This is a genomic window from Flavobacterium sp. (assembly GCF_028712645.1).
GTDB lineage: Bacteria > Bacteroidota > Bacteroidia > Flavobacteriales > Flavobacteriaceae > Flavobacterium.
In genome coordinates this window covers 1-21,804 of the sequence record NZ_JAQTPQ010000026.1, presented here as the reverse complement: position 1 = coordinate 21,804, position 21,804 = coordinate 1, and the positions used below count along the sequence as shown (strand labels likewise).

Genomic DNA, 21,804 nt, shown 5'->3' with positions numbered 1-21,804 from the left:
CTCGCTTAGCATCTAGGTTTCCCAAATACAATTTATCTTGTAATCCCAAAGCAATTTTAGCAGTAGCTCGGGTTATTTTACGGGTCACAAAAGTTTCGCCCCGAATAGGCGATTCATGGTTAAATAAAATTCCATTGCAGGCATACATGCCATAGGCTTCACGATAGTTTACCGTAATCCAAAACGCATACATCTTAGCTACTGCATAAGGCGAACGAGGGTAAAAAGGAGTTGTTTCGGACTGTGGCACTTCTTGCACCTTACCATACAACTCTGAAGTCGAGGCCTGATAAATACGGGTCTTTTTTTCCAATCCTAGTAAACGAACGGCGTCCAAAATACGCAAGGTTCCTAGTCCATCTGCATTTCCGGTATATTCTGGTGTTTCAAAAGAAACCGCCACATGACTCATCGCCGCCAAATTATATATTTCATCCGGCTGGATTTCTTTAATTAACCGTGTGAGGTTCGTACTATCCGTCATATCCCCATAATGCAAAATAAAATTACGGTGATTTACATGGGGGTCTTGGTATAGATGGTCGATTCTGTCTGTATTAAATAAAGACGAACGTCTTTTTAATCCGTGAACGATATATCCTTTTTTTAGTAAAAACTCACTTAGGTAGGCCCCATCTTGTCCAGTTACTCCAGTAATAAAAGCTATTTTTTGTTTGGTATCCATTTATGCTTTTGTTTGATATTCGTATTTTATGTTTCTAATTTGGTTAATCGTTTAATTGGTTAATTGAAATTAATAATTCTATTTACGATTAACCGATTAAACTTTTCTAAACGATTAACCGATTCACCAATTAACCAATTAACCTCCTTCTACATTTTCACTTCTTTAAACTGATTTACATTTTCTAAAAACCAGTCGTAGGTCTTTTGGATTCCTTCCTCCAATTGCACTTGATGTTTCCATCCTAAAGCATGCATTTTAGAAATATCCATTAGTTTTCTTGGTGTACCATCGGGTTTGGTGCTATCCCAAATAATTTCACCCTGATGTCCCGTTATTTTCTGAATGGTTTCGGCTAATTGCTTGATGGTCAAATCCTCTCCTGTACCCACATTGTATAAATAATCGGGTAATTTATTTTCTAGTGCAAAAACCACAGCCTGAGCCATATCATCTACAAATAAAAATTCACGCATGGGCGTGCCGCTACCCCATAGTGTCACAGGTTCATTATTCCTTTTTGCCTCGTGAAATTTACGCATCATAGCAGGCAATACGTGGGAAGTATTCAAATCAAAATTATCGTGAGTACCATATAAGTTCGTTGGCATTAAGCTGATATAATCTTTACCAAATTGCTTGCGAATGGCTTGACATGCTTTTACCCCAGTTATCTTGGCAATGGCATACCATTCATTCGTAGGTTCCAGTTCACCCGTAAGTAAATAGTCTTCTTTTAAAGGTTGGGGAGCCAGTTTGGGATAGATACAAGAACTTCCCAGAAAAATAAACTTTTCAATCCCTCCTTTTAAAGCCGAATCTATTAGATTATTTTGAATTTGCAGGTTCTCCATCAAAAAGGGATAAGGATTATTATTATTAGCCAAAATCCCACCTACTCTTGCCGCAGCATCAATAATAGCCTCTGGTTTTTCTTGCGAAATAAAATCCTGTACTGCTTGTTGATTTCTTAAATCAATCTCTTTACTAGAAACTCCAATCAGATTGCCATATCCTTTTTCAGATAAAGCCCTCCAGATGGCAGAACCTACCATTCCGTTATGACCAGCAATATATATTTTAGTATTTATGTCCATAATAATAAAACTTTACAATTTATTGGTTAAGTGGTTAATCGTTTAATTGAATGTGAAATTTATATTTCAGTAAACAATTAATCTTTCACTAAACGATTAGCATAGCTTCGCCCTAGCCACTCCCATCGTCAATTAGGAAATGGTCAATAATTTAAAAAGCAAATATAGTTCAAAAATCCGCTAATTTAAGTGCTAAAACCCAACTTAGATTTTAAAAATATCCCCTCAATAAAAAGAAAAAAAGATATACTGCTGACAATCAACAAATATCTAATTGTATTTTATTTATAATTATTTAAGATACCAATTTACTTAATCTTTTATTAATATAAAAAAATAAGCGTGCAATGGGCATTGGGACAAATATAATTGTAGTTTGAATAACTCTATTACGGATTTACTCATTTTTGAGGTATTGGGTTCTGGGTATTAGGTTTGGGGTAATTGGTGAGTGGTGAGTGGTGAGTAGTGAGTGGTGTCCTTCGACAAGCTCAGGATGACGGTGAGAAGTGAGTGATGAGTGGTAAATCAGTTAATTGTTTAATTGTTTTTTAACTCGATTAACCCCATTTCATCAGCAGGACTAGATCTTTAAAATACTGGGGGCTCCATAATTCCATAGTATTTGAATCAGAAGGAATAAATCTAACAATATCCTCTTTGACCCTTTTGAAGTCTAACGAATCAATTTTTTTAAATAATAATGCGACAACCTCCTCACGCGAAATAGTGGGTGCTACTAAAGCTCCACTATCACTAGCCCGCTTTTCAAAATGAGAAAGACTCATAGGTATTCCGTTTTTTACATACCACTCAAAATCAAACCAGTCTCTACCCTTTACCCTAGTTTTCCATTTTCTAAAAAGTAAGGCATGCATCTTTCCAGCAAACAGACACGGAAGTGTAAAACAATGTACATAAAAAGAAAATGGTTTTAGCAACAATTTATTTTCTGTTTCAAATCCCAATGGAGGTAAAGTATCCACCTCAAGTTTTATTTTTATCGAGGGTAAAGACCCTATATGAAGTTGTGGATAAGCTTCCTCCAGTTGAATCTCTTTCCAAATCGTATCCGATTTAAGAAAAGCAGAATCAATAGCGGTTTCAAATACTTTTTCCTTTTCGGTAATGCTCACTTTCAAACCAAGCGACAAAAATTCTTCTACCACTGCATCAAGATAGGGTTTCAAACGAAAAGATTCATTTTTTTCTAATAAAGAAAAATCCATATCCTCGGAAAACCGTGGTAATCCATAAAAAATCCGCAAAGCCGTTCCTCCATAAAAGGCGGCATATTTATAGAATCCTGCTCTGTATAAACCTGCTAGCGCAATCTCTTGCATAATTTCGCGCAAAGCATTTCTAGTTTCTTCTATCGTTTTTGGATTATACGTATCCAGCCATTGTTTCAGCATAAGATTGAATTGTTTTAGATAATACTAATAAGCTATTCGACTTGGGACAGTGTGATACACAATCCGCAATAAGTACTTCATTCATCGTTCGAAGTGCCCTAGTGTCGAAACGAATGTCTTCTTCTAAAAACCGCATCGTTTGCCTTACCGTTCTTAAATTGAGTCCTCGAGTTTGAACAATCAAATCACAAAGTGCTTTTTCAGGAGAAGCCATAATTACCGTCTGTTGATTTGAAAGTTGTACCTGACACAAACCGATGATATACCCTTGTTGTGGAATATGAAAATAATAGAAATTCCCTAAATGGGTTTTAAATAACTTACTCTTGCGTGTCGTGACACTCGTTACTCTGATAACTTTTTCTGGAATTAATCCCCAATAAGAAAGTGCCGATTCAGCAGTAACATAGCTGGGGCCATAAAGGTGGTTGGCCAATAAAAAAAGTTCGGGATGTGGTGTTTTAATTTTAGCTCCAGCCACATAAATTCCTCTTCGCAACTGTTGGAGATACCCCCCGCTTACAAGGCTGTCTATTTTGTCATAGGGCCGTTTATAACCCGTAAGTGATGGCAACAGCACTTGTGTCGAAATAGGCAGCTCTGCAATAACCGCTATAGTTTCCTCTATATTCATACTGACAAATATAAATACTTAATTCGGAATATATCCGAATTACATAACTTTATTTTACATAAATAGACCATTTGATGATTGGTGGTTATGAGTCGTGAATAGTGAGTTGTGTCCTTCGACAAGCTCAGGATGACGGTGAATAGTGAGATGTGAATTGTTTAATTGTTTTTTAACTCGATTAACCCGTTAAACCCTTCTAAACGATTGACTTTTTTTAAACAATTAACCAATTCAAACCTTTCCTAACTTTCATCCCGCAACCCAAAACCCAAAACCTAAACAACCATTTTTTTTTGTACTTTGGCTTCCTAAACAAATACCTCTCTATGACGCCATTTACCATCTTGCTGCTTATCACCGTTTATTTCGGGATGTTGTTTTTTATTTCGCATCGTACCAGTAAAAATAATAGTGGTAATGATGCTTTTTTTAAAGCCAACAAAAATTCGAAATGGTATCTCGTTGCTTTTGGGATGATAGGTACCGCGCTTTCGGGGGTTACTTTTATCTCGGTTCCTGGTGAGGTGGGCGCTCCGAGTGGCGAGCAATTTAAATATTTTCAGTTTGTATTGGGAAATGCTATTGGGTTTATCATCGTAGCAACGGTTTTGTTGCCCTTGTATTACCGAATGAACCTGACCTCGATTTATGGCTATATCGAAAAAAGACTAGGACACTATTCCTATAAAACAGCGGCAGCCATATTTCTGGCTAGCCGCACCATAGGTTCTTCTTTTAGATTGTACCTCGTGGTGATTGTTTTGCAACGGTTTGTCTTTGATTATTACGGCATTCCTTTTGCCTTGACGGTTTTACTTTCGCTAATATTAATTTTTTCTTATACCTACAAAAGTGGCCTGAAAACCATTATCATCACTGATGCTCTGCAAACCTTTTTTCTAGTTACTTCGGTATTTCTTACCATTTATTTTATTTGTTCTAGTCTTGATTTGAGTGTTATTGGCGCATTTGAAGAGGTGAAAAATAGCAATTATTCCAAGATTTTCTTCTTTGACGATTTTGTTGGTAGCAAGTTCCATTTTGTAAAACAAATCCTTGGCGGAATGTTCGTCACTATCGCAATGGTGGGCTTAGACCAAGACTTGATGCAAAAAAATCTAAGTTGTGCTACTATTGGCGAATCGCAAAAGAATATGTTCACTTTTACCGGAATATTTGTACTTATCAATATCTTCTTCCTGAGTGTTGGTGCACTACTCTATATTTATGCTGATAAAAATGGCATCTCTGTTCCAACGGATTTGATTACAGGAAAACCTAGAACCGATTTGTTATTCCCCGAAATTGCTTTTCATCATTTAAACATTGTGCCTTCGGTAGTATTTTTGTTGGGATTAACTGCAGCCACTTTTGCCACGACCGATTCTGCTTTGACGGCTCTCACAACTTCTTTTTGTGTTGACTTTATGGGAATGGACAAAACCGAAAATCAAAACAAACCTAACATCGTGCGCACCAGACATATCGTACATCTTAGTTTTTCTTTTTTGATGTTTCTGGTTATTCTAGTTTTTAACTCCATCAATGATAGTTCGGTTGTGGGAATGATTTTCAAGGTGGCTTCCTACACCTATGGTCCGCTTTTGGGATTGTATTGCTTTGGATTATTTGTGAAGTCGAAAACCGTAAAAGACAAGTGGGTGCCTATTATCTGTTTGCTATCTCCAATCCTCACTTTGTTGATTAGTGAGCATTCGGCCAGCCTATTTTTTGGATATATTTTTGACAACGAATTGATTATCGTCAATACCCTGATTACCTTTATAGGACTCTATCTAATTAGTAAACCAGCTGTCGAGGAGACTCGGTTTTAAATAAACTACCTCGGGGCCAATGTCATTAAGTTAAGGGATTTTTGATTGAAGATTAACGATTTTTGATTTCAGATTTTTGTGTTAGTAAATAAAAATCCTTCGATTTTACGTGTCTCGCACATCAGAAATCAAAAATCGTTAATCAAAAATCTGCAATCAAATTTATCATTTTATCCTTAACTTAATGACATTGAGCGATAGCGAACAGGCGAAGCAAATCCGTGGCAAAAAAAAAAAAAACAGTTAGCTACTCTTTGTCAAAGTCCAACCACTTTCTTTAAATCTGTGGCAAAAATAACGAAGCAGAGCTTCGAGGAATTAAACCTAAAGAGATTAAAAAAAGCTCCCTTTCTTTCGAAGATGGGAAGCTTTAAAATATTAATATTGATTCGTAGTCAACAGCACTAATGTGCAAGCCACTTCTACTTTTATGTTATTCAATTCCAACAATTGGTAGAACTCCGGGTTTTCGGTTCCGGGATTAAAAATCACGCGTTTGGGTTTCGATTCTACGATGTAATTGTAATAATCTCGCTGGCGTGCCGGATTTAGATATAAGGAAATGGTATCGATGTTTTTTAAAGGAATGGCTTTGGTTTGGATTTTTATTCCTGCCACTTCACCCGCATTTTGACCAATAGCCAAAACAGAATGACCTTTATCTACTAACATTGTAATGGCCTTGTATGCATATCGATCAGGTTTCGTGCTAGCACCGAGAACCAATGTTTTTTTATTTTTCATAGGACAAAAGTACAAAAAATGAATAGGTTGTTATTCTTCTCTTGGCAAGAAAATTTCCGCCATCATACAACGGGCACTTCCCCCACCACAGGCTTCAATAGTATCTAGATTGGAACTCAAAATAGTCACGTGTTCTTCGAGTTGGGCAATTTGTTTTTTGGTTAAACTTTGATGCGCCGATGCGCTCATTACCAAATATCTTCTGCCATCAGCTCCCAGCACTTCGAGCATATTACCCGCAAAATTATTGACTTGAGCTTCAGTAATCAAAATGATTTCTTTATCATCACCTCGCAAACTATCCAATACCATTTTTCGTTCTTTTTTATCATCGATGCAGTCAGCACAAATCACAGCAAAAGTATCCCCTATACACATCATCACGTTAGTATGATAAATCAATTTTCGTTCTCCATTGACTGTTTGGAATGCCTCAAAAAGGATAGGTGAAAATTCGAAATCTTCACAAAATTCTATGAATAATTCCTCATCAGCTCGAGGTGACAAGGCACAATACGCTTTGCCATTTTCGCGGTCCAAAACCAGACTTCCGGTTCCTTCGAGATAAAAACCATCTTCTTCGGCAGAAGTATAATCCATAATTTCATTGATGACAAAACCATTGTCTTCCAGAATATCCAGAACATCTTCACGACGTTCTTCGCGACGATTTTCGGCAAACATTGGATACAAAACCACATCACCATTCTCGTGTAAAGAAATCCAGTTATTCGGAAAAATACTGTCTGGTGTGTCGGGATTTATAGTATCATCGATAACAATAACATTTACACCAACGGCTCGCAGTTTTTTTACCAAGCTGTCAAATTCTTCTTGTGCTTTTGCATTCACAGTTGTGGGCAATACATTGTCCAACACCTTTTGGTAATAATTATTTACGGCTGTTTGTTCGTTCATTCGGAATGCTACTGGACGAATCATTAGGATGGAATTGGTAGTTTGTTTCATTTTTTTATTTTTTATTTTTTGCAGAGACGTTGCTTTTTTAACATCTTTAAAAAAATTAATCTCTAATCAAAGGCAAGGTAGAACATCTTAATAATCCTTCTTGTTTAGCAATTTGAGCATAGGGAACCTCTTCGACTATAAACCCATTGGATCGTAACCAATTATTAAGACGAATGAATTTTTTTTCAGAGACAACAACATTGGAATCAATCGAAAAAACATTGGAATTCATATGATACATTTCCTTTCTGGTTATATGAAATAAGTTTTCCTCTCCAAAAAGATTCACAAGAAACACATAATCGGCTTCTTCACGAAATCCCCTTTTATAGATAATACCTTTATTTTGACCAACGGGTTGAAAACAACAATCCAAATGCAAAGCATTATCACGAGCTTCGATTTTTGATTTTACCAAGTCGAATTCCTTGATAATCTTGTCTGGGAATAACTCTTTAATGTATTGAACTCCTTCTTTGTTAGTTCTTGCGGTAATATAATCTGCATAATCACTCCCTTTATAGGTTCCAATAAAAACATAGTTTTTCCACAGCATCACATCACCGCCTTCTATATGCACTTCTTCGGGAGGACGAACGACTTTCTTAGGGTCAATTTGGTCAATTATATATTGAATCGCATCTAATTCACGTTCCCTATCTGGCAAAATATTCGATTTAATAAAAACATCTCCAATAACAAAACCAATGTCTCTAGTGAAAATCTGATTGTAATTTTCAATCTCTTTGGGACGAAAAACTGTCACACCATATTTTTTAAGAACTTGATGGAACGCTTCCATTTCAGCCACCATATCAGACTCCTTTGGATATGTTCCTGCCAAAATATGTTCTAATGATTTTGGGTCATAGGCCTCCTCTATTGTTGGAGTTGGTCCATTACTAAAGGCTGAACCTAGGACTACCACCTTTAATCTAGAAGTTTCATTATTACAATTTAATGCTAACATATTTTGCTCTGTTTTTGTCAAAGATAAAAAAAGCTCCACGTTTTTGTGAAGCTTTTTGAATCGAATTTTATCGTTTTTCTAAGGTCTTGAAATCCCGCAGAGTATATCCTGTGTACATTTGTCGAGGACGACCAATAGGTTCTTTGTTTTCTCGCATTTCTTTCCATTGAGCAATCCATCCTGGCAATCTACCTATCGCAAACATTACGGTAAACATATCCGTTGGAATCCCTAATGCTCTATAAATAATTCCTGAATAGAAATCGACATTTGGATATAATTTTCTTGAAACAAAATAGTCATCAGCTAATGCAGCCGCTTCTAATTTTTTGGCAATATCCAAAATAGGATCTACAACTCCTAATGTTTGTAAAACCTCATCTGCCGCTTTCTTGATGATTTTAGCTCTTGGATCAAAGTTTTTATACACTCTATGACCAAAACCCATCAATCTAAAAGGATCATTTTTGTCTTTTGCTTTCTCCATATACTTATCAGCATCCCCGCCATTTGCGTGAATTTCTTCGAGCATTTCAAGAACTGCTTGATTAGCTCCACCGTGCAATGGCCCCCAAAGTGCAGAAACTCCTGCAGAAATAGAGGCAAACAATCCAGCATGTGAAGAACCTACCATTCTTACAGTCGATGTAGAACAGTTTTGTTCGTGATCTGCGTGAAGGATAAACAATTTGTCTAAGGCGTCAATTATTACGGGACTTGCTTTATAAGGTCCTGTAGGCAATTGGAACATCAAATGCAAAAAGTTTTCTACATATCCTTTTGTATTGTCATAATAATTCAAAGGGAAACCCATACTTTTTCTGTAAGTCCAAGTGGCAATAACGAGGAATTTAGCAATGGTTTTACACACCGCTTCATATAATTCTTTCTCGTGATCTGGATTCACGGCTTTTGGATTAAAAGCAGTTAAAGCACTTGTCAAAGAAGCCAAAACTCCCATTGGGTGAGCGGTTTTTGGAAAACCATCAATGATACTTTTCATTTCCTCATTGACTAAGGAATGGCGTCTGATATCATTTTCAAATTGTTCCAACTGTTTTGCAGTAGGCAATTCTCCAAAAATCAACAAATAAGTCACTTCTAGAAAAGTGGCTTTATCTGCTAATTCTTCGATTGAATATCCTCTATATCTCAGAATACCCTCTTCTCCATCTAAGAAAGTGATTGCACTTGTACAAGCTCCGGTGTTTTTAAATCCTGGATCCATCGTGATTGCACCTGACAAATCACGTAATTTATTGATGTCAATTGCTACTTCATTTTCGCTTCCAACTTGTATAGGAAACTCGTATTTTTTGCCATCGATTTCTAATGTTGCTATTTTTGACATACTATATATATAGACTGTTAAATTATTTATCCTCCAAAAATAAGGAAAATATAACAAATAAAAAAGCAATATTTATCACTAATCCAACAAAAAAAAGCCATCCGTTGAAGCGGATGGCTTAATATAGAATTATACTAAATAATTATTTCACTTTAAAAGATTTTACGCCAGGGAAATAAGCGGTATTCCCCAATTCTTCTTCAATTCTAATCAATTGATTGTATTTCGCCATACGGTCTGAACGTGAAGCTGAACCTGTTTTAATTTGTCCACAGTTTAATGCTACAGCTAAATCAGCAATAGTATTGTCTTCAGTTTCTCCTGAACGGTGTGACATTACTGAAGTATATCCAGCATTTTTAGCCATATTTACTGCAGAAATAGTTTCGGTCAAGGTTCCTATTTGGTTTACTTTTACCAAAATCGAGTTTGCAATTCCTTTCTCGATTCCTGTTGACAAACGCTCCACATTAGTAACGAACAAATCGTCTCCAACTAATTGCACTTTATCTCCAATTTTATCAGTCAAATATTTCCATCCATCCCAGTCATTTTCGTCCATTCCATCTTCGATAGAAATAATTGGATATTTAGCAGCTAATTCAGCTAAATAATCTGCTTGTTCTTCTGAACTTCTGATTTTTCCTGTTGCACCTTCAAATTTAGTATAATCGTACTTTCCATTTTCATAAAATTCTGAAGAAGCACAATCTAAGGCCACCATTACTTCGTCACCAAATTTATATCCTGCTGCTTCTACCGCTTTTTTGATTGTATCCAAAGCATCTTCTGTTCCACCAGGTAAAGTCGGAGCAAATCCTCCTTCGTCACCTACAGCAGTACTCAAACCTCTGTCGTGTAACACTTTTTTTAGATTGTGAAAAATCTCAGTTCCCATTTGCAATGCGTGTGTAAAAGAAGTTGCTTTTACTGGCATAATCATAAATTCTTGAAACGCGATTGGCGCATCAGAATGTGATCCTCCGTTGATGATGTTCATCATTGGTACAGGCAATGTATTTGCAGAAACGCCACCAATGTATCTGTATAATGGCAATCCTAGTTCATTAGCAGCTGCTTTTGCTACAGCAAGAGAAACTCCAAGAATAGCATTAGCTCCTAAATTCGCTTTGTTTGGTGTACCATCCAATTCAATCATAGTTTGGTCAATCAAGTTTTGTTCGAAAACTGATGTTCCTAATAATTCTTCAGCAATTTTAGTATTTACATTTTCAACGGCTTTTAAAACGCCTCTTCCAAGAAAAGATTTTCCACCGTCACGTAATTCCATAGCTTCATATTTACCTGTTGAAGCTCCTGATGGAACTGCTGCTCTACCCAAAACACCGTTTTCGGTAACTACATCTACTTCTACAGTAGGATTTCCTCTTGAATCGAAAATTTGTCTTGCGTGAATTTTGATAATAATACTCATTTTTATTGTTTTAAATGTTGATATATAATTTATTAGGTTACAAAGATATTATTTCTATAATAAATGGTTTATTAAACATCCCGAATGTTATTAACGAAAACGTTATAATAATTTAAAAATAATAACATACTTACTCTTCACGACTTCTAACAACCAATAGTAAGAATGATAGTGTAAATTTTACTGAATTTTTTCCTTTTTGAATTCGCATTTTTAAATAGTACTTTTGCAGCCTATTGATACAAATATGGGCTTTTTAGAAGAAATACAACGAAGAAGAACTTTTGGGATAATCTCGCATCCCGATGCTGGTAAAACTACCTTAACTGAAAAACTACTCCTTTTTGGAGGTGCTATTCAGGAAGCGGGTGCGGTAAAAAATAATAAAATCAAAAAAGGAGCAACATCTGACTTTATGGAAATCGAACGCCAGAGAGGAATCTCGGTTTCGACCTCCGTTTTGGCTTTTATATACAAAGACAAAAAAATAAATATTCTCGATACACCGGGACACAAGGATTTTGCCGAAGATACTTTTAGAACGCTAACGGCTGTTGACAGCGTGATTGTAGTGATTGACGTTGCCAAAGGGGTCGAAGAACAAACAGAAAAATTAGTGGCTGTTTGTAGAATGCGAAAAATTCCTATCATCGTTTTTATTAATAAATTAGATAGAGAAGGAAAAGATGCTTTTGACTTGATGGACGAAGTGGAACAAAAACTTGGCTTGACCGTTACTCCCTTGAGTTTCCCGATAGGAATGGGTTATGATTTTCAGGGAATCTATAATTTATGGGAAGAAAACATCAATTTGTTTAGTGGGGATAGCCGCAAGAACATTGAGGAAACCATCGCCTTTTCGGATGTTAAAAGTCCAGAACTAGAGAAAATTATTGGACAGAAACCTGCCGACAAACTTCGCGATGAATTAGAATTGATTGATGAAGTGTATCCTAAGTTTGACCGTCAGGAGTATTTAGACGGAAAACTGCAACCCGTATTTTTTGGTTCGGCTTTGAATAATTTCGGTGTTCGCGAACTTCTAGATTGCTTTGTTGAAATTGCTCCTTCGCCAAGACCCAAAGATTCCGAAACACGATTGGTTGACCCTAAGGAAGAAAAAATGAGCGGATTTGTTTTTAAAATCCACGCTAATATGGATCCAAAACACCGGGACCGTTTGGCTTTCATCAAAGTCGTTTCAGGTACTTTTGAAAGAAACAAACCTTATTATCACGTTCGCCAGAAAAAGAATTTAAAATTCTCGAGCCCGAATGCTTTTTTTGCCGAGAAGAAGGAAATCGTAGATATCTCCTTTCCGGGTGATATTGTGGGATTACACGACACTGGGAATTTCAAGATTGGTGACACTTTGACCGAAGGCGAAGTGATGAGTTTCAAAGGAATTCCGAGTTTCTCTCCAGAACATTTTAGATACATCAACAATGCCGATCCGATGAAAGCGAAACAACTTGACAAAGGAATTGACCAGCTGATGGATGAAGGTGTGGCGCAGTTGTTTACGCTCGAAATGAATAACAGAAAAATAATAGGAACCGTGGGCGCACTTCAATATGAAGTAATTCAATATCGCTTGGAACACGAATATGGTGCTAAATGTACTTATGAGAATTTCCCAGTTCATAAAGCCTGCTGGGTAAAACCAATAGATCCAAAAAGCGAAGAATTCAAAGAATTCAAAAGGATCAAACAAAAATTCTTGGCACATGACAAATACAACCAATTGGTTTTTCTTGCCGATTCGGATTTTACAATACAAATGACACAAAATAAATTCCCAAATGTGAAGTTGTTTTTCACTTCGGAGTTCGAATAGAAAAGTTTTTTTTGTTGCTCAGGCTGGAGATTTAGACATTATGAATTGCAACGAGAAGTCGTTAAAAGCACCTATTAAACTTGTAGCCAATTTATTTTTTCTTCAATAATTTTACCCTATTTATTCAAATCCATTTCTATCTCTAATGCATTATTACGATGATTTTCATTGGAATGGTGTAGGGAAAGGTCGCGACTTGTCCCCTAATTAATAATTATTTATTGCAATTCTGTTGGCACTGTCAAAAATATATTCTCTAATAAATAGTCCTCTGTCGGTGGTATTTCGGTAGGTTGCAATATGGCTTCTCGTATCTGGTCAAGCAATTCAGCTTCTTCATAAGGTAAGAGGTCGAGTATAATACTGAGTACACCGCTGATGTTGGTATTGGGTTCGGGAATGCGGGTAGAACTAGTTTCAAATTCCAATGCCAGAAGACTCACTTTCACGATATCGGCTATCAAGAACATCACATCCGAATAGCCGGAAAGGTTGAGTTGAACAGCATCCCGTTTTTTGGCTCTGTTTTTAGACTCAAGGAGTACAAAATGTTTTTCTGCCATTTGGCGCAAAGCCGGAGGCAACTGTGTGATTGTTTGGGTCATAATGATAAAAATTTAGTGGATGTAAAATGTTGGGTGTAATTATCTTATCGAAAGAAATAAAAAATCGAAACGCTTAGAATCATAGAAAAAAGAGTTCGATAGCCCATTTCTTGACTTCACAACTTGTCTCGCACCAAGCGGGATAGCTATGATTTGCTATGTCAAAGTGAAACGACTAAATAAAATTCAACAATAACTATGTTTCTAGGTGTTTAAAAGAAAAAACTTGAATTACACCCAACGGGTTAAATGTATCTTCTAGTCGTTCTAGTTCAATCAGGGCTATTGCATTGGCTTGTTTTAAAAACACTTCACAGGCATCGAGCAACCAATCAAAGTCTTGTTCAGGGGCAGTAAGTCGTGTCCAATGATGGAGCATTCCTAGTGGTGCACAAAGCATTTTATAACGTTGGATGGCTTCTGGTGTTTGCTGGTGAAACAATTGCGAGGGAAGGTCTGTAAAAGAACCACACAACTGCAACAAATACTTCAATCCAAATTCGTTGGGAGTATATCCCAAGAACACTCTTAGTAAACCTAAAGCAATTTGCTCGCAAGCGGTATGCAATAAGGCTATTTTACAAAGTGCCACCTCAAGTTGTTCACTCTCGGTAGCAGCGTTCAGATGAAACTGAGCTACTCCCACACATTTGAACCAATAAATCCTGTCTCCTTCTATATTCCTTGTAGGTCTATGGTTTAGCAGATAGGGCGAGGCGGTTGTATCAAGAGATAACCTTTCTCCATACCGAAACACTTGGTCAAAAAACCACTGCTGACTGGCTTGTTTAGTCGCCAAGTCGGTTACTTTATGCAAAAGCACCGAAACAGTGATGGTTTTACCACTCTGTTCTGCTATTGCATTGGCTAGGTTAGAAGCGCCGTTGGGGAAAGCCTTAGCCGACAATACAAGAATATCAAAGTGATGTTGGGTCGTTTCAGAATGCAATTGGGTTGGCAACAAACCACTTACCGAAGTAATAGTATTGAGATAACCAAAGGCAAAAATGGTGCAAGGCCCAAGCCTTTTTACAAGGAGATCAACCACGATTTGGGTTTCAAGTGAAGGGAGTATAACGTTTTCCATAGCTTTTACTTTTTGACGCAAGTTATACGCTCCCAAAGCCGTACCGAACCAAATGGAATGGTATGCTACCAATCTCCTTGGTTTTTTACTACCCTTTTTAACTGCTTTTTTCGAATGAAATAGTTTAAAATACTAAAAGATTTTATATATTTGAAGTATGGAAACCACTACAACACGAGGCGGAGCCGAACTGGGCGGAGCCAAACCAAAACACTTAGGACGTAACATCAGCCGCATTCGCGAACTTCGTGGAATGAAGCAGGAAGCTTTGGCTATGGCCATTGGAGTAAGTCAGCAAACCATTTCTAACATTGAGGGAAGTGAAACTGTTGATGAAAATAAACTTCAACTTATTGCAAAAGAATTAGGAGTAACGGCGGAAGCAATAAAAAACTATAGTGATGAAGCAATCTTCAACAACATCCAAAACAATTATGAAGGTTCAGTAGTGCATAATGGCCCTACAGTAAATCATAATTGTACATTCAATCCTTTAGACAAGGTTATAGAACTTTATGAAAGACTTGTTCAAGCCGAAAAAGATAAAGTAGAATATTTAGAAAAACTACTTAAAGATAAATAATCCCATATTTTTAATTTAGTTTGCAAAACAGCCTTTCCTTGGAGAGGCTGTTTTGTTTTATATAACATTCCAGAACATATCTGAAAGTAAACCCTCCCCCCTATTTGTAGTTTACTCCAAAATACTACTCTCGCAGAAAACTGGATAATTTTAAAGTTATCGATAGAATCCAAAAAAATTATATGACTATCCGTGACTAATACCAAACCGATAATCTTAGCCACAGATTAAAAAGATTTACACAGATTTCTTTAGTAATTATATGTAAAATCTGTGAGAATCTGTGAAATCAGTGGCGAAAAAAATATAATTGGTACACTTTGCGGACTGTCATTAAAAATTAAGCATAAAAAACCGAAGATAATCGAGGCACTAAATGTTTTAGCTCACAAGTTTTTATTTTTTTTCAAGGAGTTAGTGAAACATTTGCACATAAAAAAACCCCGCAGATAGGCGAGGCACTAAATGTTTTCACAACGGAATAATCCTTATTGTGAATTGCTTTCAAATTGTACTGCAATAATACAACAAAAATTTTAATGTTCGAATGAGGAAAACCGTAAACTAGTTAATTTTCTTTTCATTAAATTTAGAAATTATTTTAGATAACCAGAAAAATCATTATAAATAGAGTTAGAAATGAAGAAAATATTAGGATTGGATTTAGGGACGAATAGTATTGGGTGGGCTTTGATTGAAATCAATCACGAAAATAAAACAGTTAGAATATTAGGACTTGGTTCTCGTATTTTGCCGATGGATGCCGGAGAAATAAAGGAGTTTGAAAGCAAAGGAAAAATTAAAAGTACGGCTGCTCAGAGAACTGAAAGCAGAGGACCAAGAAGATTGAATGAACGTTATTTGTTAAGAAGGGATCGACTTCATTTGGTTCTTGACTTATTGGACGCTTTACCAAATCATTATAAACTTGAGATTGATTTTACGAATGCTAAAGGAGAAAAAAGCGGGCATTTTAAGACGAATCAAGAACCTAAACTAGCTTATTTACCTAAACAAGAAGGTAAAAAAACTACGTTTCTTTTTATGGAATCATACAAAGAGATGATTGGAGATATTGCTGATGAAAATGTGATAAATAAGAAAGGGCAACGAATTCCTTATGATTGGACTTTATATTATTTAAGACAAAAAGCCTTGTCTGAAAAAATAAGTTTAGAAGAATTGGCGTGGGTTTTATTAAGCTACAACCAAAAAAGAGGATATGAGAAAACGGAGGTTGAAGATAAAAATGTAAAAGAGGGCGAATTAATTGAAGAGCTTGATTTACGAGTGAAAGATGTTTTTTCCAAAGCTGATAAAGATGGAAAGCAATATTTTGAAATTCATTTGGACAGTAATGATAGTCTGATTTATAATGAACATTCCGAAGTTCAAATGACTTTTAAAAATGATTTAAAAGAAGTAACTAAAATATCCAAAGTTGATGAACAAGGAAATGTTGATGATAAGAAAACTGAATTGAAAATCGTTGATATTTATGAATTGAAAATTCAAGACGTTAAATACGAAAAAGATAATGATAAACATAAATACACACTTACTTACCAAAATGGTTGGATAGAAGAAAAAACTCCAGTCAAGAATTTTACATTTAAATATAAAAATGCACTTCATAAACCTTTTGATTATATCGTTGAAACAGTTTACGATAATGAAGGGAATGTCAAAACTCAACAAGGGAAAGAAAGAAAATTGCGAGAACCTGATTTGAGCGATACTTCAAATGACTGGACATTACTCAAAAAGAAAACCGAGAAAGAAGCTTTAATATTCAATATTGAAAAAGGATATAAAAATGCAGATGGAAGTGCTAAAAGTTATATTTCGCCTAATATATACAACATTCTAAAGAACGATGCTAAATCAGGTAATCGCACCAAGATTATAGGAGGAATATTTCAGGTAGTGAATCGGGATTTCTACCGAGAGGAACTGAAACAAATCATTACCACACAACAAAAATTTCAAACCAACCTAGAAGACAAAAAAGTGTTTGAGCAATGTGTGAAAACACTATATCCTAAAAATGACAATCATCAAGAATCGTTATTAAAGAATAAGGATGCTATTCAGCATTTGTTGATTGAAGATATTTTATTGTATCAAAGACCGTTAAAAAGTAAAAAATCTGAAATCGCCAACTGTAAATACGAAATAAGATATTGGAAAGAGGTATTAGATAAAAAAGGAAATCCGATAGAAGAAACCGATATTGAAACAGGAGAAATAAAAGCTAAGAAAGAACCGGTTTATATCAAAGTTGTTTCGGCATCGCATCCTTATTTTCAGGAATTTAGAATTTGGGATAAGTTGCATAATTTAAAATTGATTCAGCTTGAAAAGGAAGTCGATGGTAAATCATTGACAAATCAGGATATTTCAAAAGAATATTTCAAAACAGAAAAAGAATATCAAGATCTTTTTGAAGAACTGAACAATCGTAAATCTTTAAATCAAGAACAATTTTTGTCTTATTGCAAAAAGAAGTTTAAGATTGACTATAATAAAAAGGAGAGCAATTACGCTTGGAACTTTCCGGAAGATGAAGAAATGAAAGGCAACGAAACGAGAGTAAGTTTTGCTACTCGTTTCAAGCGTTGTGGTTTTACAGAGTATGCCGATTTTTTAACCCAAAAAAAGGAATTGGAGCTATGGCATTATCTGCATTCTGTTAGCTATAAAGAAAAAACAGTTAATAATAACAAAAGTGCTGTTACTTTTTTCAATCACTATTTCGAAGGAGTTGAAATAGACGAAGATATTAAAGAGAAAATCATAAACGATTTTGTAAATTTTCCTGTGTTTAGTTCTAAGTATTGTGCTTATTCAGAAAAAGCATTGAAAAAATTATTGCCTTTAATTCGATTAAGTAATAATGATACATTTGATAGTTGGGCAACAGAACCTTGGTATATCAAATGGAAGGAAAGTTTAGAGTTCAGAAAAAATGAAATTCTGAACAGACTGAGTAAAATTGATTTCAACTCAGAAAAGCCAGATTATTCTAATGTTATTCAATCAACGGTAGATATTCAGGCAGGAAAAATTCCTTTTCCAAAAGGTTTGTTCAACACGTTTAAGCCTAAAATAGAAAGACGATTTGAAAATCTAGATGACTTTTCAAAACTTAATCTTACACAAGCGTCGTATTTAGTTTATGGTCGCCATTCGGAACTGGCACAGGCAAAGTATTGGACATCTCCCAAGGATATTAGAGAACAATTGCATCAGGAATTAAAGCAACATTCACTGAATAATCCAGTGGCAGAAAAAGTGCTACTGGAAATGATGCAGGTAGTTGCTGACATTTGGGATTATTATGGAGAAGGTAAAGAGAACTTTTTCTCTAAAATTCATTTGGAAGTTGGTCGGGAATTGAAAAAGTCTGCTAAAGAAAAGGAATCTGAATCAAGAAATATGTCTGGAAACAGAACTCAGAATAAAAGAATCCGACAGGTTTTAGAAGAATTTTTAGCAAACAATTCATATAATGCAAATCCAAAGAATTCTGACCATTTTGAACGATTGAAAATTGCAGAAGATGGAGCTGAGCATAACAAGAATAATGATAGAAAGTTTTTTGATAATAAGTCATACAGTAAAAAGGATATTGAAGACATTCTGAAAAAGTCACACATTACTAAAGAAGATTTTGAAAAATATAAACTTTGGATAGAGCAAGGTTATCGTTCTCCGTATTCCGGACAAATAATAAAATTAACAGAATTGTTCGATGGAACAAAATACAACGTAGATCATATTTTCCCACAAGCTTCTATCACCAACAATTCTCTGAGTAATAAAGTAGTTGTTGAAGTAGCGCTAAACAAATTGAAAAGCGACAAAACAGCGAGAGCTTTTATCGCTTTTCAAAATGGACAAGCTTATTTAGGAGTTCCAGTTTGTACAGAAGAAGAATATGTAAATATTGTAAAAACACAATTCTCAGGGACTAAAAAAATGATTCTACTCTCTAAAGACATTCCAAAAGGATTTACAAGCAGTCAGTTGAACAACACACGGCATATTGCTCGTAAAGCGATGGAGCTTTTAAGTCACATAGTGAGAGAGCCGGGAGAAATTGAATTCCGTTCAAGGAATGTTTTGCCTGTTACCGGAAGTGTAACAATAGAACTGAAACGAGCGTGGAAATTGGAAGAGGTTTGGCGAGAGTTGGTTGCGCCAAGATTTATACGAATGAATGAATTGACGCAATCAAACTTGTTTGGAGATTGGCAAATTTCAAAAACAGGGCAAAAATACTTTGATTGTAATTTAGATGAAAGTATTCGTGAAAAAGATGAATCTTACGATATTAAACGTATTGACCACCGTCATCACGCTTTAGACGCTTTGATAGTTGCCTTGTGTACAGAAGAACACGTTAATTACATCAACAATATCAATGCTGATGCGAAATCAGACAATTTTGGAAAACAAAAGCAAATAGAAAAGTACAGACAGACTTTAAAAAGAAAAATTAAGTTCACAAAAAGAGACGATGAAAAAGATGAAAACAATTGGTATTATATGTTGCCTGGAGAAATTCGTCAAATGGGAGCAGGAAATTCCCGTCGAGATTCTGTAGTAGAAATGTCTTATCAGTACAAAGATTTCGATTCGTTTGGGCAAGATTATAAAAAGATGATTCTGACAACCTTGCAAGATACCATTGTAACCTTCAAACAAAATCTTCGGGTAATTAATAAAACTGTAAACAGATATAATAACACTTCGAATAAAAACAAGTTTGAAAAACAGAATACAGATAATGGACAAAAGCAAAATTGGTCTATCCGAAGAAGTTTAGGAAAAGCTACATTCTATGGTAAACAGATGTTGGAAGAACAAGATAAAATAACAATACGCCAAACTTTAGACGTTACTTTCAATAGTGATAAAATTAAAACAATTGCAGATTCTGTTGGTAGAACAAAAGCGATTTTACTAAATCACTTAAAGCAATTTGACACTATTGAGTTGTTGTTTGAAAAAGCTGTTGTTCATCTTGATTCATTGTTAGAAAAGCAAGAGTTTGATGCCATTGTAGAAGAAAATGAGTTTGGTTTTAAATCAATGAATGATTTTGTTGATTATTTAAGAGCTAATAATCAGAAGTACAAGAAATCAGACTACTCAAAGCTTAATGTATTCATTGAGAAAGTTACAGAACGAGATTTTAGAAATAAAAATCCGTTTAAAGATGAAATAAAAGAACATCCCGAAATTGCTTTTACACCGGAAGCTATTGAAGAAATGAACAAACCTGAGCATATTAGAAAACTAAATGATGGTAAAAATCACAAGCCAATTCAAAAAGTCAAAATATCCAGAGGATTTGGTAATCAGCGAGCATTAAGCGAAGATGAAGAGTCTGTTAAGTCAAAACAATACGTGGTAAATGATGCAGGTTCTAATCTTTATCTTGGTGTTTATGAAGGAGTAGCTATGGATAAAAACGGGAATATTATCCAAGACGAGTATGGAAATAATCTTATAGAAAGAAAGTTTAAAGATATTGGTTTGATGGAATTACTTGAAACATTAAAGAAAGATAATACAAAACGTTTGAATCCATTAGCTAATAATATTTATGATGATAAACAAAATGAATACAATTGGAAATTTACATTATCTCCTTTAGATTTAGTTTATGTACCAACTGATGAAGAGATTGAAATATCTGAAAAAGTTAATTTTGAAAACCTAACAAATGAACAAGCAGACAGAATTTACAAGTATGTCGATGGAAGTACAGAAATAGCAAACTTTGTCCCTTATTCAGTATCAAAGCCTATTTGGAGATTCCACGGAAAGCAAAATAAAGAGATATTTAAGGAATTAAATGGAAACGGAAAGATTCATATATCTGAAAAAGAGCTGATTCAGAATGAATTTGGACTTGGAAGTCAACAAAATAAAAATCAAAATATGATTGATGGTAAAACTCAAATAAAGAAAATTTGTTGGAAACTCAAAATAGACCGTTTAGGAAACATTTCAAAAGCATAAATATGTCAAAACCAGCACTCAAAAAAGAACTCTCAAAACTCAACAAAGAGCAGTTGATAGAACACATCCTTGATTTGTATGATAAAAACAGCTCGGCAAAAGAATTCTACAAATTCTACCTCAACCCAACAAACGAAAAAGAATTGGCTGGGAAATATAAGAAACTTATTCGTAAAGAATTTAACGTAGAAAATCCAATGAAGAGCACTGAAAAATTTTCGGTTGCAAAAAAGGCAATCTCTGATTTTAAAAACCTACAAACCTCGCCAGAATCTTTGGCAGATGTGATGCTTTATTTGCCAGAAAGTGCCTGCGAACTTACCGCTTTGTATGGTGATTATTCCGAACAGTTTTACAATTCGGCATATAATAATTACAAAGCTGCATTAGAATTTATAGACCGACAAAATTTGTTAGAACAATTTAGGCTTCGTGCCGAACAGTGCGTAAAATGGGCATCTCCTTGTGGTTATGGTTTTGCAGATGATATAGAAGATGTGTATTATCAGTATTACCCAGAATAG

16 protein-coding genes are annotated in these 21,804 nt (G+C 35.2%); 5 read left to right on the top strand and 11 right to left on the bottom strand.

Annotated elements, in window-relative coordinates:
- From gmd to PHC28_RS03515, 4 genes are all read right to left on the bottom strand, one after another.
- Positions 1–685 (bottom strand): GDP-mannose 4,6-dehydratase (gene gmd, locus PHC28_RS03530; protein ID WP_300096609.1); only part of this gene is annotated, 685 nt, incomplete at its 3' end.
- A gap of 149 nt (positions 686–834) precedes the next feature.
- Entirely contained in the window at positions 835–1,782 is a 948-nt protein-coding gene (locus PHC28_RS03525) for a GDP-L-fucose synthase (RefSeq protein ID WP_300096608.1), read from the bottom strand.
- A gap of 560 nt (positions 1,783–2,342) precedes the next feature.
- Positions 2,343–3,197 carry a nucleotidyl transferase AbiEii/AbiGii toxin family protein gene (locus PHC28_RS03520; RefSeq protein ID WP_300096607.1) on the bottom strand — a complete coding sequence of 285 codons (855 nt, stop codon included), beginning with the start codon at positions 3,195–3,197 and terminating at the stop codon, positions 2,343–2,345.
- Positions 3,169–3,771, bottom strand: a complete 603-nt coding sequence (locus tag PHC28_RS03515; RefSeq protein ID WP_300096606.1) for a hypothetical protein — start codon at positions 3,769–3,771, stop codon at positions 3,169–3,171. The genes PHC28_RS03520 and PHC28_RS03515 overlap by 29 nt, the downstream gene beginning before the upstream one ends.
- A 386-nt stretch (positions 3,772–4,157) precedes the next feature.
- Between PHC28_RS03515 and PHC28_RS03510 the strand changes: the two genes are divergently transcribed.
- On the top strand, positions 4,158–5,666 hold the full coding sequence (locus PHC28_RS03510) for a sodium:solute symporter (protein WP_300096605.1): 1,509 nt from the start codon (positions 4,158–4,160) through the stop codon (positions 5,664–5,666).
- Positions 5,667–6,044: 378 nt separating this feature from the next.
- Here the strand turns inward: PHC28_RS03510 and PHC28_RS03505 are convergent, their stop codons facing one another.
- The 5 genes from PHC28_RS03505 to eno all read right to left on the bottom strand — a co-directional run bounded on the left by PHC28_RS03505 (position 6,045) and on the right by eno (position 11,135).
- Positions 6,045–6,410, bottom strand: a complete 366-nt coding sequence (locus PHC28_RS03505; protein WP_300096604.1) for a CoA-binding protein — start codon at positions 6,408–6,410, stop codon at positions 6,045–6,047.
- A gap of 30 nt (positions 6,411–6,440) precedes the next feature.
- Positions 6,441–7,379, bottom strand: coding sequence for a citrulline utilization hydrolase CtlX (ctlX, locus tag PHC28_RS03500; RefSeq protein WP_300096603.1), 939 nt, complete (start codon positions 7,377–7,379; stop codon positions 6,441–6,443).
- A 55-nt stretch (positions 7,380–7,434) separates the two neighbouring features.
- The gene (locus PHC28_RS03495; protein ID WP_300096602.1) at positions 7,435–8,349 is read right to left on the bottom strand and encodes a dimethylarginine dimethylaminohydrolase family protein; all 915 of its coding nucleotides are present in this window, start codon (positions 8,347–8,349) and stop codon (positions 7,435–7,437) included.
- Positions 8,350–8,416: 67 nt separating this feature from the next.
- Complete coding sequence (locus PHC28_RS03490) at positions 8,417–9,700, bottom strand: citrate synthase (RefSeq protein ID WP_300096601.1); 1,284 nt, start codon at positions 9,698–9,700, stop codon at positions 8,417–8,419.
- Between the two features lie 142 nt (positions 9,701–9,842).
- Positions 9,843–11,135 carry a phosphopyruvate hydratase gene (eno, locus tag PHC28_RS03485; RefSeq protein ID WP_300096600.1) on the bottom strand — a complete coding sequence of 431 codons (1,293 nt, stop codon included), beginning with the start codon at positions 11,133–11,135 and terminating at the stop codon, positions 9,843–9,845.
- Between the two features lie 247 nt (positions 11,136–11,382).
- On the opposite strand from eno, the gene PHC28_RS03480 reads away from it, so the two are divergent.
- On the top strand, positions 11,383–12,972 hold the full coding sequence (locus PHC28_RS03480; RefSeq protein ID WP_300096599.1) for a peptide chain release factor 3: 1,590 nt from the start codon (positions 11,383–11,385) through the stop codon (positions 12,970–12,972).
- 218 nt (positions 12,973–13,190) lie between these two features.
- Here the strand turns inward: PHC28_RS03480 and PHC28_RS03475 are convergent, their stop codons facing one another.
- Positions 13,191–13,577, bottom strand: a complete 387-nt coding sequence (locus PHC28_RS03475; protein ID WP_300096598.1) for a hypothetical protein — start codon at positions 13,575–13,577, stop codon at positions 13,191–13,193.
- Positions 13,578–13,773: 196 nt separating this feature from the next.
- The gene (locus tag PHC28_RS03470; protein ID WP_300096597.1) at positions 13,774–14,664 is read right to left on the bottom strand and encodes a hypothetical protein; all 891 of its coding nucleotides are present in this window, start codon (positions 14,662–14,664) and stop codon (positions 13,774–13,776) included.
- Between the two features lie 157 nt (positions 14,665–14,821).
- Here PHC28_RS03470 and PHC28_RS03465 point away from each other — a divergent pair, with 157 nt between their 5' ends.
- From PHC28_RS03465 to PHC28_RS03455, 3 genes are all read left to right on the top strand, one after another.
- Positions 14,822–15,247 (top strand): helix-turn-helix transcriptional regulator, encoded by a 426-nt coding sequence (locus tag PHC28_RS03465; RefSeq protein ID WP_300096596.1) that lies wholly within the window; start codon positions 14,822–14,824, stop codon positions 15,245–15,247.
- 639 nt (positions 15,248–15,886) lie between these two features.
- Positions 15,887–21,280, top strand: a complete 5,394-nt coding sequence (gene cas9, locus PHC28_RS03460) for a type II CRISPR RNA-guided endonuclease Cas9 (RefSeq protein WP_300096595.1) — start codon at positions 15,887–15,889, stop codon at positions 21,278–21,280.
- 2 nt (positions 21,281–21,282) lie between these two features.
- Positions 21,283–21,804 carry a DUF6155 family protein gene (locus PHC28_RS03455; RefSeq protein ID WP_300096594.1) on the top strand — a complete coding sequence of 174 codons (522 nt, stop codon included), beginning with the start codon at positions 21,283–21,285 and terminating at the stop codon, positions 21,802–21,804.